At 72.1% G+C, this 14779-nt stretch carries 12 protein-coding genes; 3 read left to right on the top strand and 9 right to left on the bottom strand.

The genetic code is table 11. The features are described 5' to 3' along the window. Nucleotides 1-78 precede the first annotated feature (78 nt). Nucleotides 79-1467, bottom strand: a complete 1389-nt coding sequence (locus tag SMA5143A_RS24700; RefSeq protein ID WP_107465032.1) for an SMI1/KNR4 family protein — start codon at nucleotides 1465-1467, stop codon at nucleotides 79-81. A gap of 339 nt (nucleotides 1468-1806) precedes the next feature. Between SMA5143A_RS24700 and SMA5143A_RS24695 the strand changes: the two genes are divergently transcribed. Further along, nucleotides 1807-3618: a protein kinase domain-containing protein gene (locus tag SMA5143A_RS24695; RefSeq protein WP_308812047.1), complete on the top strand. Its 1812-nt coding sequence runs from the start codon at nucleotides 1807-1809 to the stop codon at nucleotides 3616-3618. Nucleotides 3619-3668: 50 nt separating this feature from the next. Here the strand turns inward: SMA5143A_RS24695 and SMA5143A_RS24690 are convergent, their stop codons facing one another. From SMA5143A_RS24690 to SMA5143A_RS24675, 4 genes are all read right to left on the bottom strand, one after another. Further along, nucleotides 3669-4589 carry an ABC transporter substrate-binding protein gene (locus SMA5143A_RS24690; protein WP_107465030.1) on the bottom strand — a complete coding sequence of 307 codons (921 nt, stop codon included), beginning with the start codon at nucleotides 4587-4589 and terminating at the stop codon, nucleotides 3669-3671. A 93-nt stretch (nucleotides 4590-4682) separates the two neighbouring features. Beyond that, nucleotides 4683-5372: an ABC transporter permease gene (locus SMA5143A_RS24685; protein ID WP_107465029.1), complete on the bottom strand. Its 690-nt coding sequence runs from the start codon at nucleotides 5370-5372 to the stop codon at nucleotides 4683-4685. Next, nucleotides 5369-6034, bottom strand: coding sequence for an ABC transporter permease (locus SMA5143A_RS24680; protein ID WP_107465028.1), 666 nt, complete (start codon nucleotides 6032-6034; stop codon nucleotides 5369-5371). Before SMA5143A_RS24680 ends, SMA5143A_RS24685 begins: the two co-directional genes overlap by 4 nt. Beyond that, on the bottom strand, nucleotides 6031-7212 hold the full coding sequence (locus SMA5143A_RS24675; RefSeq protein WP_107465027.1) for an ABC transporter ATP-binding protein: 1182 nt from the start codon (nucleotides 7210-7212) through the stop codon (nucleotides 6031-6033). The genes SMA5143A_RS24680 and SMA5143A_RS24675 overlap by 4 nt, the downstream gene beginning before the upstream one ends. A 198-nt stretch (nucleotides 7213-7410) precedes the next feature. On the opposite strand from SMA5143A_RS24675, the gene SMA5143A_RS24670 reads away from it, so the two are divergent. Continuing rightward, nucleotides 7411-8319 carry an amidohydrolase family protein gene (locus tag SMA5143A_RS24670; protein WP_107465026.1) on the top strand — a complete coding sequence of 303 codons (909 nt, stop codon included), beginning with the start codon at nucleotides 7411-7413 and terminating at the stop codon, nucleotides 8317-8319. Between the two features lie 173 nt (nucleotides 8320-8492). On the opposite strand, the gene SMA5143A_RS24665 is transcribed toward SMA5143A_RS24670, so the two are convergent. From SMA5143A_RS24665 to SMA5143A_RS24650, 4 genes are all read right to left on the bottom strand, one after another. Beyond that, nucleotides 8493-9920 (bottom strand): cytochrome P450, encoded by a 1428-nt coding sequence (locus SMA5143A_RS24665; protein ID WP_181361999.1) that lies wholly within the window; start codon nucleotides 9918-9920, stop codon nucleotides 8493-8495. Nucleotides 9921-10072: 152 nt separating this feature from the next. Next, nucleotides 10073-11536 carry an aminotransferase class I/II-fold pyridoxal phosphate-dependent enzyme gene (locus SMA5143A_RS24660; RefSeq protein ID WP_107465025.1) on the bottom strand — a complete coding sequence of 488 codons (1464 nt, stop codon included), beginning with the start codon at nucleotides 11534-11536 and terminating at the stop codon, nucleotides 10073-10075. A gap of 147 nt (nucleotides 11537-11683) precedes the next feature. Further along, on the bottom strand, nucleotides 11684-12322 hold the full coding sequence (locus SMA5143A_RS24655) for a phosphoribosylanthranilate isomerase (protein WP_107465024.1): 639 nt from the start codon (nucleotides 12320-12322) through the stop codon (nucleotides 11684-11686). Nucleotides 12323-12372: 50 nt separating this feature from the next. Further along, nucleotides 12373-13587 (bottom strand): PucR family transcriptional regulator, encoded by a 1215-nt coding sequence (locus tag SMA5143A_RS24650; RefSeq protein ID WP_107465023.1) that lies wholly within the window; start codon nucleotides 13585-13587, stop codon nucleotides 12373-12375. A gap of 346 nt (nucleotides 13588-13933) precedes the next feature. Between SMA5143A_RS24650 and SMA5143A_RS24645 the strand changes: the two genes are divergently transcribed. Beyond that, entirely contained in the window at nucleotides 13934-14764 is an 831-nt protein-coding gene (locus SMA5143A_RS24645) for a DUF4394 domain-containing protein (protein WP_107465022.1), read from the top strand. Nucleotides 14765-14779: the final 15 nt, after the last annotated feature.

Raw genomic sequence — 14779 nt, 5'->3', positions numbered from 1 at the left:
CCGAGGATGAGCCGAGACTCTAGCCGAGCACGGTGACACCGGGACGCCCCTGGAGGGACGGGCCCGCGACACGGACGTTCAGACCGCGTCCCGGCCGATCGGCCCGAGGTCTCCCTCCACGCGGGTCCGGATGATCGGCGGGCGGTTCCAGAGGGCGAGGATCTCGTTGGCGAGGTCGACGACGGGCAGCGGGTCGGCGTCGTGGCGGGGCTCTACGGAGGCGGCGAGCAGGGTGCGCGGGACGGCTTCGGCGTCGAGCAGGACGCGCCAGTCCTCGGGGCAGAGCTGGAGGTACTCCAGCCCGGTGAGCCGGCTGATCTCCAGCGGGTCGGCGAGGGTGCCGGGGTAGGCGGCGAGGGTGCGCAGGCGGGGCAGTCCGACGACGGGGGCGAGACTGAGCGGCTCGTCGTGCCAGACACCGATGCTGAGGACCTCCAGACCGGGGTGGGCGGCGGCCTCGACACCCGGCACACCGCGCCAGTTGACGTGGGCCACCGCGGGCGGCCCGTCGTCGGCGCGACGGCGGCGGTCCTGCCGGGGCCCGCGCAGCACCAGCTCGGTGAGGGAGTCGGCGACCAGGCCCGCGCCGATGTCCTCCTCGTGGCTCAGGATGATGATCTGCCCGACGTGTCCGCCCGGCCCGGGGGTCAGGTCGACCGCGAGGCGGTCGCCGCCGCCGTTGTCGCCGAAGGCGATCCAGCCGGGCGAGCCGACGAGTTGCTGCACCGCGGCGTCGGGCGGGGTGACGACCGCCTCCTTCGCGGCGAACTCCCACAGGGAGGGCCGGGAGGCCACGTCGGCCACATACAGGTCGTCCAGGGAGAACAACTCGCAGCCGACGGCGTCGTACTCGCGCTCCGCCGCCGCGTGGTCGTCCCCGTGGTCCTGCGGGCGGGCCCGCGTCACCCGGTAGATGACCTTGAGTTCGTCGGGCAGGGCGACGCCGAGGCGCTTCTCGGCGGCGGCGATCTCCTCGTCCGTGGCACCGACGGCTCGGGGCATCCGCTCGCGCAGTTCCCGTTCCAGCAGCTCCAGGTCCGCGGTCGGGGCCGGGGCCGCGCCGGGGGCCGGGTCGGGCAGACGGCGCCAGGGCTCCGGGAGGGCTCCCTCGACCAGGAGCAGCGAGCCCGGGTGCGGGCTGCCGACGCCGGACTCCACGGCGGGGCTCGGTCCGAGCAGCCGGAGCACGGCCGTGCCGGTGGGCGCGATCGCCGCGGTGAACGAGACGCCGTCGATGCCGGTGCCCGTGAGCGCGTCCTGGACCCGCCGCACCGCGTCGAACTCGTCCTGCATGTCCTCGATCTGGGACGCCCGCCCCGGCTTCGGGGAACGCCGCCGCACGGGCACGCTCCAGGCGCCCCGGCTGATCCGCCCTGCCACCTGGTGGCCGGCCGCCGCCCGCTCGTTGCCGTCCCGCAGCACCCTCAGCAGCGGTTCCCACGTGGTGAAGTCGTGGAGCGGGGACAAGAGGACCTCCGGTGTTTCCGTCGAGCGGGGCCCGGCGATTATCGCGGGCGCCCGCAGCGGGTCCGAGTCCCACCCCGGCGTGGAGGCGTTTCCCGCCGCTGACCGGGGTGTCGGGGGCGCGCCCCCTCCGTGCGCGGCCCGCCGCGGGTGCGGGCCGAGCCGTTCACCGGCCTGACGGGCACCGTACTTCGGATCGGACCTGTCGGTTCGGGCACGACAGTGATACGGAAGTGGCAGAAACCGCGTACATGACGCCCGGCTGAGCTAGCCTCGACTTCCGAAAGCGAACTGACGTACGCGGAAAGTGACTTCGGGGGTGTTGTGTCAGACCAGCGGCCGGTGCCACCGCGCTCGACGACAGACGAGGCTCCGGCGCTGCGGAAGACGGGCGCCCTTCCCCTGCGCCCCGGCGACCCGGGCCGTATCGGCCCCTATGTGTCGCTGGGGCTGCTCGGCAGCGGGGGTATGGGGCGCGTCTATCTGGGGCGCCCGGCGGACGGCGGGCCCGAGCTCGTCGCCGTCAAGGTGATCAGGCCCGAGTACGCGGAGGACATCCGCTTCCGGCGCCGCTTCGAGCGCGAGGCGGCCGTGCACGGCCGGGTCCGCACCGCGCACATGCCGAAACTGTGCGGCACGGGGTTCGAGGACGAACTGCTGTGGATGGCCACCGAGTACCTGCCCGGCGTCGATCTCGCGGACGCCGTGAACGAGGAGGGCCCCCTGCGGACCGCGGCCGTCTGGCGGCTCCTGGCGGAGCTGGGGCAGGCGCTCGCCGACCTCTCGGACGCGGGGATCGTGCACCGGGACCTCAAGCCCTCCAACGTCCTGGTCTCCGCCCGGCGCGCCCACGTCATCGACTTCGGCATCGCGAAGGCCGCCGACGCGAGCGCGATCACCGGGACGGGCAACCGGGTGGGAACGCCGGCCTACATGTCACCCGAGTACCTGCGCACCGGTGAGTGCGAAGCACCCTCGGACGTGTTCTCGCTGGCCTGCACCCTGGTCTATGCGGCGACGGGCGCCGCCCCGTTCGGTGACGGCACCGGGGTCGACGTGATGCACCGGGTCGCCTTCGAGGAGCCCAACGCGAAGGTGATCCGGGAGCTCGCCGAGTCCGACGAGGACCTCGCCACGCTGCTGTGGTCCTGCCTCGCCAAGGAGCCGGGACGCCGGCCCACACCGCAGGACCTGGTCCGGGCCGCGGAGCCCCGCACCGGCACGTCCGGCACCTTCGACTGGCCCGAGCCACTGGGCGGCATGGTGCTCGTCCGGCAGCAGGCGTACGAGGCGCTGTGCCGGCTGCCCCTCGTCCAGGCGCCCGACTTCCCGGCCGCCGACGACGCGGCGGAGCAGGCACCGGCGCCCGCCGCCGGGACAACCGGGCCCGCCGCGGCCGACTCCGCCGGCCCCTCGCCGGAGGCGGCCCCCGCCCCCGCGGGCGGCCGGGCGGCGTTAGAGCCGGCGGCGCCCACCCGGACGCGCCGCAAGCGGGCGCTGACGTTCGGCGGCGCGGGCGTCGCGCTCTGCGCGGTGGCCGCGGGCGTCTTCGTCCTCACCCGCTCGGACTCCTCCGGGGCGGCCACCCCGGAGGCGGGCACCTGGTCGACCGGGATGAGCGCCCCCGACGACGCGGTCTCCCCGTCGACGTCCGGGAAGTCGAAGGGCGCACCCGCTCCGGACGGTCACGGCTCCTCTCTCTCGGAGGTGTCCGGCAAGGAGAAGGACAAGGGCGAGGACAAGGGCGACAGTGCGGCCATCGACGGTACGTCGGCCCGCCCCGACGCCTCCGCGCCCGCCGAGGACGACCGGACCGACGGCACCGATGGGGGCACCCCGGTCGACGACGGCTCCGACGCCCCGGACGACCCCGAACCGACCCCGAGCGACCCGCCGGCCGACTCCGGTGATCCCGCCTGGCTCACGGACTGCACGTACTACTCGGGCAACGGCCGCACCCGACTCGGCAACAGCGGCAAGCGGGTGCTCCAGGTGGAGTGCATCCTGAGCAGGCGCGGGTACGGCGTCAGCGTGGACGGCGAGTTCGACAGCGGGACGGAGGCCGCCGTCGAGGAGTTCCAGAACGCCGTGGGACTGAGGGCGAACGGTGTCGTCAACCGCAACACCTGGTCCGCGCTGCGCAGCCCGGAGTGACGGTCCGGCACCCCCGCGCCCCGGCCGGAGGGTGCGGGGGTGCCGGGCGGTCAGCCGGTGAGCCCGGACTGCTTCAGCCACTCCTCGGCGACGACGCTCGCGTCCTCCTTGTCGTTGGTGAGCTTCTTCATCATCTCCAGCAGGTCCTCGGTGGTGAGCTTCGCGGAGACCGCGTTGAGCGCCTCCCTGGCCTTGGCGTCGACGGCCTTCTTGTGGACGAGGGGTGTCACGTTCTGCGAGGAGAAGAGGTTCTTCGGGTCCTCCAGGACGACCAGCTTGTCCTCGACGATGGCGGGGTCGGTGGTGTACAGGTTGGCGGCCTGCACCTTGTCGTCCTTGAGCAGCTTCACGAGGGTGGTCTGGGCGCCCGCGTCGAGCGGCTGGAACTTGCCGAACTCCACGCCGTAGACCTTCTTCAGACCGACCCCGCCCTGGGTGCGGGTCTTGAACTCCGAACCGGCCCCGAGGGTCAGGTCGCCCGCCACGGGCTTGAGGTCGGCGAGGGTCTTCAGGTCGTACTTCTTCGCCGTGCTCGCGGTCACCGTGACCGAGTCCTTGTCCTCGGCCGCGGCCGAGTCGAGTATCTCCACCGACTTCGGGAGTTTGGCCTTCAGTTCGGCGTTGATCTCCTCGGTGTCGGTCGCGGTGCTGTTCTTGTCGACGGCCACCGACAGCAGGGCGCCGTTGTACTCCGGGAAGACGTCGATACCGCCCTTGACGATCTGGTCGTAGTAGACCTCGCGGGCCCCGATGTCGAACTTGCGGGTCACCTTGAGGTCCTTGCCCTCCAGGGCCTGCGCGTAGATCTCGGCGAGCAACTGGTTCTCGGGGAAGTTGGCCGAGCCGACGACCAGGGAGGAGCCGCCGCCACCGCTGTCGCCCGTCAGCGGATTGTCGTCGCCGCCGCCCCCGCCGCCGCAGGCGGTGAGGGACAGGGCGGTGATCAGGCCGAAGGCGACGCCTCGGTACATGCCTCGCATGGATGCTTCCTTTCTCATGGCCCGAAGGGCGCGGAACAACGGAGGAGTTCGAGAGAGCGCCGGAGTCCGGGAGACCGACGGAGGTCAGGATTTCGGCGCCGAGATCCTCAACCCCGGTGAGACGACTGCCCGCCCCAGCGCGGTGAACGCGGCCTGCACGACGAGCGCCAGGGCGACCACGACCGCGGAGCCCCCGATGACCAGCTCGTAGTCGTTGCGGGCGAGCCCGTCGACGATGAAGCGGCCGAGGCCGCCGAGCCCCGGATAGGCGGCGACGGTCGCGGTGGCCACGACCTGGATCGCGGCCACCCGCAGGCCCAGCAGGATCAGCGGCAGCGCCATCGGCACCTCCACCCTCACCAGGACCTCCCACCCGGTCATGCCGACGCCGCGCGCGGCGTCCCGGGTGGCCGGATCCACGCCCCGGACGCCCTCGAAGGTGTTGATGAGGATCGGCGGCACCGCGAGCGCGACCAGGGCGACGAGCACCGGCGCGGTGCTGAGCCCGGCGAGCGTCACGACGAGGACGACGAGGCCGAAGGTGGGGATCGCGCGGGCGAGGTTCGCGACGCTCGCCACGGCGAACGCCCCGCGCCCGGTGTGTCCGACGAGCAGCCCGGCCGACAGCCCGATCAGGGCGGCGCACAGCAGCGACAGACCGCTGTAGGTGAGGTGTTCCAGGAGTCGTGCGGGGATGCCCTCGTCGCCGTGCCACTGCGCCGGCGAGGTCAGCCAGTCCGCCACGAGCCGGATCTGGTTGAGGAAGTCGTTCATGCCGTCGTCACCCTGCTCCGGGACCAGGGGGTGAGCAGTCGCTGCGCGAGGACCAGCAGCGCGTCGGTGGCGAGCGCGAGCAGCATGATCAGCACGATGGCGGTGACGATCGGCGTCGGGAAGTCGAGCTGGAGACCGCGGGTGATGTAGTAGCCGAGGCCGCCCTGGCCGATGAGCTGGCCGACGGCGACGAGGCTGATGGAGGAGACCGCGGCGACGCGCACGCCGGCGATGACGACGGGCACGGCGATGGGCAGTTCGACCTGGAGGACACGGCGGACGGTGCCGAAGCCCATGGCGGTCGCGGCGAGCCGCACCGGTTCGGGGACCGAGGCGAGACCGTCGACGACGTTGGGCACGAGCACCGACAGCGTGTACAGCGTCAGCGGGATCATCACCGTCTGTTCGGTCAGCCCCGTGTAGCGGACGAAGACCATGAACAGGGCCAGCGACGGGATCGAGTAGAGGATGTTCGCCACGGTCAGGACCGGTGGGTAGAGCCGGCGCCTGCGGTGGCAGAGGATGCCCAGCGGCACCGAGACGAGCAGCCCGAACAGCACCGGCAGCAGACCGAGTCTCAGATGGAGGGCGGTGTAGTCGGCCAGTTCGGCGGTGTGGTCGGCTATCCACTGCCACCGGACCAGCGGTTCCCCGTCGCTCATCGGTCACCGCCCGCGCTGTCGGCGGCCACCGGGCTCCCGGCCGCGTCCGTGCTGCCGGCCGCGTCCTTGCTGCCGGTCGCGTCCGTACGCCTCGCGGGGGTCGCCCCGGCGGTCAGCTCGCGGGCGTCGGCCACGCCGACGACCGCGCCGTCGGCGTCCACGCCCACCGCGAGCCGCGCGGGCGACAGCAGCGCCGCGTCGAGGGCGGCCCGCGCGGAGTCCCCGACCAGGCTGAAGGTGTGGCCGAGCGGCACCAGGGCGGCGTCCGCGAGGGTGCCGCTTCCCGGCAGGTCGGCGACCGGGGTCCAGCCGAGGGGCCTGCGCGCGTCGTCGACGACGAGCACCCAGGGCTCGTCCAGGGCGCGGGCCGCGGTCACGGGCGAGGTGACCGGCAGCACCGGGCCCTCGCGCAGCGGCAGTCCGCCGGCCTGGACGAAGGACAAGCGGCGAATGCCCCGGTCCTGGCCGACGAAACCGGCGACGAAGTCGTCCGCGGGGGCGGCGAGCAGCCGCTCCGGGGTGTCGAACTGGGCGAGCCTGCCGCCGTCGCGGAACACGGCTATGCGGTCGCCGAGTCTGATCGCCTCGTCGATGTCATGGGTGACGAACACGATCGTCTTGTGGAGCTCCTTCTGCAGCCGGGCGAACTCGGTCTGGAGTTCGGCCCGCACGACGGGGTCGACCGCGCTGAACGGCTCGTCCATGAGCAGCACCGGCGGGTCGGCGCCCAGTGCCCTGGCCACGCCGACGCGCTGCTGCTGGCCGCCGGAGAGCTGGTTGGGATAGCGCTTCGCCATCTCGGCGGGCAGCCCCACCAGTTCGAGCAGCTCGGCCGCCCGGGCCCGCGCCTTCTTCCTGCCCCAGCCGAGGAGCAGCGGCACGGTCGCGATGTTGTCGAGGACCGTGCGGTGCGGGAAGAGTCCCGCGTGCTGGATCACGTAGCCGATGCCCCGGCGCAGCTCGGGCGCGTCGACCTCGCGGATGTCCCGGCCGCGCAGGCTGACCGTGCCGGCCGTGGGTTCCACCATACGGTTGATCATCCTGAGGGTGGTGGTCTTGCCGCAGCCGGAGGGTCCGACGAGGATCGTGATGGCGCCCTCGGCGAGCTCCACCGTGACCCCGTCGACGGCTGTCGTGCCGTTCGGATACTTCTTGCTCACCGCGTCGAATCTGATCAAGAGTGCCCCTCACCCGACTGCATATGCTCATGCACAGTTGTCCGTGACTGAATGACAGTCAATGGACTTTCATGAACGGCACGTTACGTTCACACGATGCCGGTCCGGGGACGTCCGGAACATGGGGATCCAGCGGCTTATATTCCCTTTCCTGCGTCACGGCCGTCCGCCGGGCGGTCGTGCTTTCCTGGAGTCATCATGACCAACGTCGATGTGCACCAGCACCTGTGGCCCCCCTCGCTGGTGGCGGCCCTGCGGTCCCGCCGGGAGCCGCCGTTCATGGACGGCTGGACCCTGTTCCTGGACGGGGAGCCGCCATACGAGGTGGCGCCCGCCGCCCATGACGTCGCCCGGCGTGCGGGGCTCGCCGCCGAGGACGGTCTGGGCCGGGCCCTTGTCTCGCTGTCCTCCCCGCTCGGCGTCGAGTGGCTGCCCGGGGAGCAGGCGCGTCCCCTGCTCGACGCCTACCACGAGGGCGTGGCCGCTCTCCCCGAGCCGTTCGGGGCGTGGGCCGCCGCCTGTGTACGGGACGTCGACGCGGCCGCCACGGCGGAGGACCTCGACCGGGGCGGCTTCGCCGGTCTGCAACTGCCGGCCGACGCACTCGCCGACGCGGCCGGTTACGCGCGCTGCGCGCCGCTGCTCGATCTGCTGGAGGACCGCGGACTCCCGCTGTTCGTGCATCCCGGCCCGGCGGGTGAGGCGGGCGCCGAGGGGCCGGGGTGGTGGCCGGCGATGGTGCCGTACGTGCAGCAGATGCACGCCGCCTGGTTCGCCTTCCGTGCCTTCGGCAGACCCCGTCATCCCCGGCTGCGGGTCTGTTTCGCCCTGCTGGCCGGGCTGGCGCCGTTGCACGGGGAGCGCTTCGCCGCCCGTGGTGACGCGGGCCTCGCGGGGACGGACGCGCGGGTGTTCGTGGAGACGTCGTCGTACGGTCCCACCGCCGTGGACGCGGTCGTGCGGGCCCTCGGGGTGGACGCGGTGGTCCAGGGCTCCGACCGGCCCTACGCGGAGCCGCCGCTCCATCCCGGCTTCGGCCTGGGGGGAGCGGCGGCGTACGCCTTCCGTATCGCCAATCCGCGGCGGCTGCTCATGGGCGAGGGCTGAGGGGTCCTTTCACCATGAGCGTCCGAGCAGGTCGCGTGGTCTGGTGCCGTGCATCGCAAGGCGCCGGAGAGTCCTGGTAGCGGAGCTACCTGGACTTTTCGGCAACGCGGCGAGGTGCGGTGCCAGGCCGCGCGACCCGGGCGGGCATAGTGAAAGGACCCCTGAGCCCTCGGTCAGCGGCCGGTGCGGATCAGGCCCGTCAGATAGCGCCACAGCGACGAACGCTGCCGGGCGGAACGGTCCCGTGCCACCGGTCCGGCCGCCCCCGGCTCCGTCTCCCCCGCGAGGTCCGTCTCCGCGGGTTCGGCCGTGGACGGCTCGGGGGTCGGGGCGAGGGTGTAGCGGACGGGCAGTGAGCGCAGGCCGCGCATGAACGGCGAGGAACGCCACGGGAGCTGGTCGACGGGCAGCGCCAGCTCCAGATCGGTGAACCGCTCGAACAGGCGGCCTACGCCGACCGCCGCGATGGTGGACGCCAGCTCGCGGGCGGGGCACTGGCGGCGGCCGGCGCCCCAGGAGAGGTGCGCGCGGGTGCTGACCGTGTTCGTCGCCGCGTGGCCGGCGAAGACCGGGTCGGCGTGCGCGGCGGCGGAGGAGACCCACACCGGGTCGCCCGCGCGGATGGTGTAGTTGCCGAGAGGGGTGTCCTTGGCGGCGAAGCGCGGGACGAAGTTCACCAGCGGCGGCTTGCGCATGACCACGCGGTTCATGGTCTCCCGGACCATGCCGGCCGACAGGCTGGCGCGGATGCTGCCCTCGCCGGAGAGCACCTCGACGACGGTGTTGGAGATGAGGATGCCGACGTGGTCGGAGGTCATGCCCAGCAGCATGAACAGCTCGCGGGCCAGTTCGTCGAGCGTGAGGCCGGGGTGCGCGGCGAGGAGGTAGGAGGGGAAGTCGTCCCCGGGGGTCCTGAGCTTCTGCGCCGCCAGGTCGGCGAGGGCCGCCAGCAGGCGTTCCAGGGCGGGCTCGGCGTCCGGGCCGGCGTCCAGCACCCGCCACATGTCCATGAGCGCGTCGTCGCCCTGGGAACCGGGGAAGCCGAGGAGGTGACTGGCCGCCATCAGCGGCAACGGCCGGGAGAACTGGGCGGACAGGTCCGCGAGGCCCGTGCCACCGGCCTGGCCCACCAGGGTGATCAGATCGTCGGCGCAGGCGGTGACAGCCGCCTTGAGCCGCTTGGCCTGGGTGTGACGCGGGTCCTGGAACGGCCGGAGCGCGGTGTCCCACGCGGTCCGCAGCGGCTTGTACCCGGCGCCGCCCTGGATCAGTACGTGGTTGACCTCCAGGGAGGGGCCGAGCGGCCAGTCGGAGGGCACCCGGCCCTCCGAGCGGGCCCGCCAGTTCTCCAGTCCCTTGGGCCAGCCGTCGTCGTCCTGGAGGACCTCCAGGGACTCCTTGTAGCCGAGGACCAGCCAGGCGGGGACGCCCAGCAGATCGACCGGCGCGACCGCGCCGTGCCGCTGCCGCAGCCGCTCGTACACGAGGGAGGGGCGCATCTCGTAGTCCCGGGTCAGCAGCGGTTGGGGATCCAACGCCTCCAACCGCCGGCCGTCCGCGTCCACGGACCCGCCCTCGCCCGTCTGGGATTCCACCGCCATGCCGCCCCTCCGACACTCCCCGTACCGGCGCACCTTCAGTCGGTAGCCGGAACCGGTGGGGACCTTACCCCAGGCCAACCCTTCGGAGAACGACGGGTAGCCGGATTCACAGACAGGGACACGACAAAGGGGTCAGGCGTCGCCAAAGGCCGTCAGTGCCGCGCCACCACCCGCAGGGTCCTGACCGACTGGTCGGCCGCGTCCGGGATGAGGACGCCGTGCTCGACGCCACTGCGCAGGTAGTCGAGGACCTCGTCGGTGATCACCTCACCGGGGGCGATCACGGGGACACCCGGCGGGTACGGGCTGATCATCTCGGCGGCGATGCGGCCCGCCGCCCGCTCGGCGGGCACATGGTCGACCTCGGCGAAGAACGCGTCGCGCGGCAGCATCGCCTGCTCCAGCTCCAGTGCCGACGCCTCGGGCAGATGGACCGGCGGCTGCCGTTCGACGGTGTCGGCGCTCTCGACGAGGGCGCGCAAGGAGTCGAGGAGGATCTTCTCGGTCTCGTCGTCGTCGGCGTGGTTGATGGAGGCGCTGATCCGGCAGGTGTCGGAGCCTCCGACGTCCACATGGCGGTGGGTGCGCAGCCACTCGGCGGCCTGCATCCCGCTGATGTCCAGTTCCCGTACGTCGATGACCAGCTTCAGCGGGTCGAACTCGGCGGCGAGGCCCTGGTCGACGATCTCCTGGCCCATCGGCCGCAGGCCGGGCAGCTCACCGGCCGCGGCCCGGATCCTGTGGGCGCGGCGGACCGCCACCTCCAGCAGGTCGTGCCCGTGCTGGACCATCTGGCGGCGCCAGCCGTCGAGCGTCGCGAACACCAGCGACGAGGCGCTGGTGGTGCCGAGCAGGTCCTCGCGCTGTTTGAGGGCCTCCGGCGAGACCCGGTCGTACTGGAGGTGGAAGACGGAGCTCTGCTCCACGGCGCCGCCCATCTTGTGGACGCTGGTGACCACGAGGTCGGCCTCGGCGTCCATGCCCCAGGCGGGCAGCGCGGGGTGGAACGGCAGGTGGGCGCCCCATGCCTCGTCGACGATGAGGGGGACGTCGTACTCGTGGCACACCCGGGCCACGCCCCGGATGTCGGCGCAGGTTCCCCAGTCGGTGGGGGTGATCAGCAGCATGCCCTTGGCGTCCGGGTGTTCCTCCAGACGGCGGCGTACGTCGTCCGGCTCCGGGGGGTGGGCGAGGTGGCGTTCGGTGTCGAACTTGGGGTGGACCCAGATCGGTTCGACCCCGTTGACGACGACCGCGGCGATCACGGACTTGTGGGCGTTGCGGGAGATCAGCATCTTCTCGCCGGGGCCGGCCACGGAGAGCATGGCGGTCTTCACCGACAGGGAGCTGCCGCAGGTGGAGAAGAAGGCGTGCTCGGCGCCGACGGCGTCGGCCATCAGCTCCTGTGCCTGGCTGATGACGCCCTGCGACTGACGCCGGTCGTCCAGCCCGTTGAGGGAGAGGACGTCGGAGCGGAAGACGTCGAGCCCGACGATCTCCGCGACCCGCGGGTCCACACCGCGGCCCTGCCGGTGTCCGGGCGGCCCGAACACCGTGTCGCCGCGTCGCCGGAACTCCTGCAGCGCCTCCAGCACGGGTACCCGCGAGTGGTCCATGGCTCCTCCAGATGGGTCCCGTCCGCGCGGCGCTCCACGGCACCGGGCGGCTCTGCGCACGTACACCCACCGGGTTGCACGTGCGGGCCCCTCGAAACGCGCCGATCACCGCACGCCGGGCGCCCTCCCCCGGAGCCGGACCGAGGGTCACCGCCCGCCGCGGGCGGCCTTCACGAACGCGGTGATCAGGGCGGGGTCCTTGACGCCCCGGCTCCGCTCGACGCCGCTGGACACGTCGACGCCCCAGGGCCGGGCGGTGTCGACGGCGTTCCGTACGTTGTCGGGGGTCAGGCCCCCCGCGAGGAGCCACTTGTCACCGGGGTCGGCCACCGGCATCCGGGACCAGTCCCAGGCCATGCCGGAGCCCGGTACGGGCGCGTCGAGCAGCAGCATGTCCTCGCCCATCTCGCCGCAGCGCGGCACCGAGTCGCCGAACGCGGCGGCGCGGATCAGCGTGCGGCCCTCCGCCGCGAGCGCGTCGTAGTAGCCGCGGTCCTCCGATCCGTGCAGTTGGACGGCGCGGATGCCCGACTCCGCGGCCAGGGACCGTACGTCGTCCAGGCTCTCCCCGCGGAAGACTCCGACGGTGAGGACGTGCTCGGGGATCCGGCGGGACAGCCGCGCGGCGGTGGCCGCGTCGACCCGGCGGGGGCTGGCGGTGAGGACGAACCCGATGGCGTCGGCGCCCGCCTCGACGGCCGCGTCGACGTCGTCCTCGGTCCGCAGCCCGCAGATCTTGATGAAAAGGGAGTCACTGGAGTTGCTCACCGCCCCAGACTGCCTCATCGGGGACGCCTCCGGGACCGCGACCTCCCTGTCCGGGGGGGGTGTGCGGCTCAGTCCCACGCCCCGGACAGCCGCCGGGTGACGACCGAACTGAGGACGCGGACCCCTCGGGTGGAGCCGGGGTCGATGCCCGTGAGTTCCCGTACCCGGCGCAGGCGGTAGTCCAGGGTGCGGGTGTGCACGTTGAGGGCCACGGCCGTGGCGCCGCGGTGCATGTCGTGGCGGTAGTACGCGTCGAGGGTGACGAGGAGGTCGGGGCCCGGCTCCAGCCGGCCCACCAGCTCGCGGAGCCATGCGTCGACGAACGGCACGTCCGCGACGGCGACCTCGGTGAACACATCCGCCACGGTGTACGGCCGCAGCCGCTCGGACACCGGGCGCAGCGGGGCCGCCCGGCTGACCCGCCGGGCCCGGTCGAGGGCACCGGCCAGCTCGGCGACGGGCGCGGCGGCGGTGCCGACGGCGCAGGGCCGGCCGAGGACCCGGGCGAGGTCCCGAACGGGGGTGGCGACGAGGTCGGGCACGGAGTGCGCCGGCGTGGTCTCGGCGAGGTCCCGGGGCAACGGCACCAGGACGATCAGCTCACCGTCCTTGTCACCGTTCTCCGTGGACCGGGCGACCAGTACCCGGTGGGTTTTCACCAGTATCTCGATCTCGGGGTCCAGGGCGCGGTCGTCTCCCGGGCGGTCGGGGGCCCGGATCACCGTCACCGCACAGAATTCGGGCAGTTCCGAGCCCGTGACGGCGGCGAGTTCGGCCGCCATGGGATCACCGGTGAGCAGCGACCGGGTCAGCAGGTCGATTTGCTCGACGTATGGCAAACGTCGCCGCATCACCGTCACGAAACCCTGCCGGTAGGCGCTTATCCCCCGCTCTCCCTGCGGGGCGAACCAGCTCATCATCCGCATGAGTTCTTCCACTCCGCCGCCGCGCTGCGCCTCGATCGCCTCGTTGATCTCACGCAGCATGAGCGCGGTGTGCAGGTGCAGTACTTGCTGTCGCGAAGAGGGTGACATTCCCGCATCGGCCCGCACCTCGCCCATGAAGGTGATGGAGTCGAGGTCGGTGTCGCTCAACTCGCCGTTGTCCGGGGAGAGTTCGACGGTACGCCGACGCAGCCACACCGCGTAGTCCAGTGTCTCGGCCCTGGCTCGCCGGTTCGTGTCCAGGATCGCGAACTCCGGAATCTCACGTGCGTACGCCTCGACCTCCCGGCGGGCGTTGGCCGACGCCTGTCGGGCCAGTTCGGCGAAGAGGCTCCCCATGGCAGGAGCATCCCATTCCGCCACAACCGGCCGACAGACCGGTTCCGGACCCCTTCATCACTGTGCGCAAAACCGATGACGGGATACCTGCGGCGCTTTTGTCACAGTGCGCAAAATTCCCGGATCAGGGCGTTCTCGCCCATCGACTCCACTTGTGGAGGCACTGTGAAGTCGGCTTAATGGGGACCGATTCCGGCCCGCGCCCCGCAATCACCGGGGGAATCAATACGGGATTCGGCCCGGAAATCTCTCAGCCGGCGCGCCGGGCGTCGGCGCACCACGAAAACGGGAGGGACACACCGTGAAAGCGAGTATCCGAAAGAGAATCGCGGCGGCGGCAGCGGTCATGGCCACGTCGACGGCGCTTCTGCTGAGCGCTCCGGGCTCCGCCTCGGCCGCCCCCGCCGCCGTCCCCAGCCTGCGGGCGTTCGGGATCACCGGCGACGGCACGCTGATGGCCACGTTCACGACCGACCGCCCCGACGTCCTCAACTGGGTCAGGACCGTCACCGGGCTCAGCGGTGACACGGCCCTGGTCGGCATCGACTTCCGGGTGCAGGACGGACTGCTGTACGGCGTCGGCAACAAGGGCGGCATCTACACGATCAAGACCCCGCCGGCCACCCAGGACGTCGTGGTCACCAAGGTGTCCCAGCTCCAGTACGCGCTGCACGGCACCACGTTCGGCGTCGACTTCAACCCGGCGGCCGACCGGCTGCGGGTGATCAGCGACAACGGCCAGAACCTGCGGCACAACCTGAACGACCACTCGACCATCCAGGACCTGAACCTCACCACCCCGCCCGTCGAGGGCACGACCAAGGGCGTCACCGCCGCCGCGTACACGAACAACGACCTCAACGCGGCCACCGGGACCACCCTGTTCGACGTCAACACGAACACCGACCAGGTCGTGATCCAGTCCCCCGCCAACAACGGCACGCTCGCGCCGACCGGCAGCCTCGGCATCGACGCCCAGCTGAAGGCCGGCATGGACATCTACAGCACGCTGAGCGGCGGGCGGACGGTCGACAACGCCGCCTTCGCCTCCCTCACCCCGTCGGGTGCGAGCAACCCGACGCTCTACACCGTCGAGCTCCTCACCGGCCAGGCGACGCCTATCCGTCAGTTCCCGCTGAACATCACGGACCTGGCGATCAGCCTCACCGGCAGCTGACCCCTGCCCGTCCGG

This window comes from Streptomyces sp. MA5143a (genome assembly GCF_900290235.1).
Taxonomy (GTDB): Bacteria; Actinomycetota; Actinomycetes; order Streptomycetales; family Streptomycetaceae; genus Streptomyces.
This window is presented reverse-complemented; position numbering and strand designations above follow the sequence as displayed.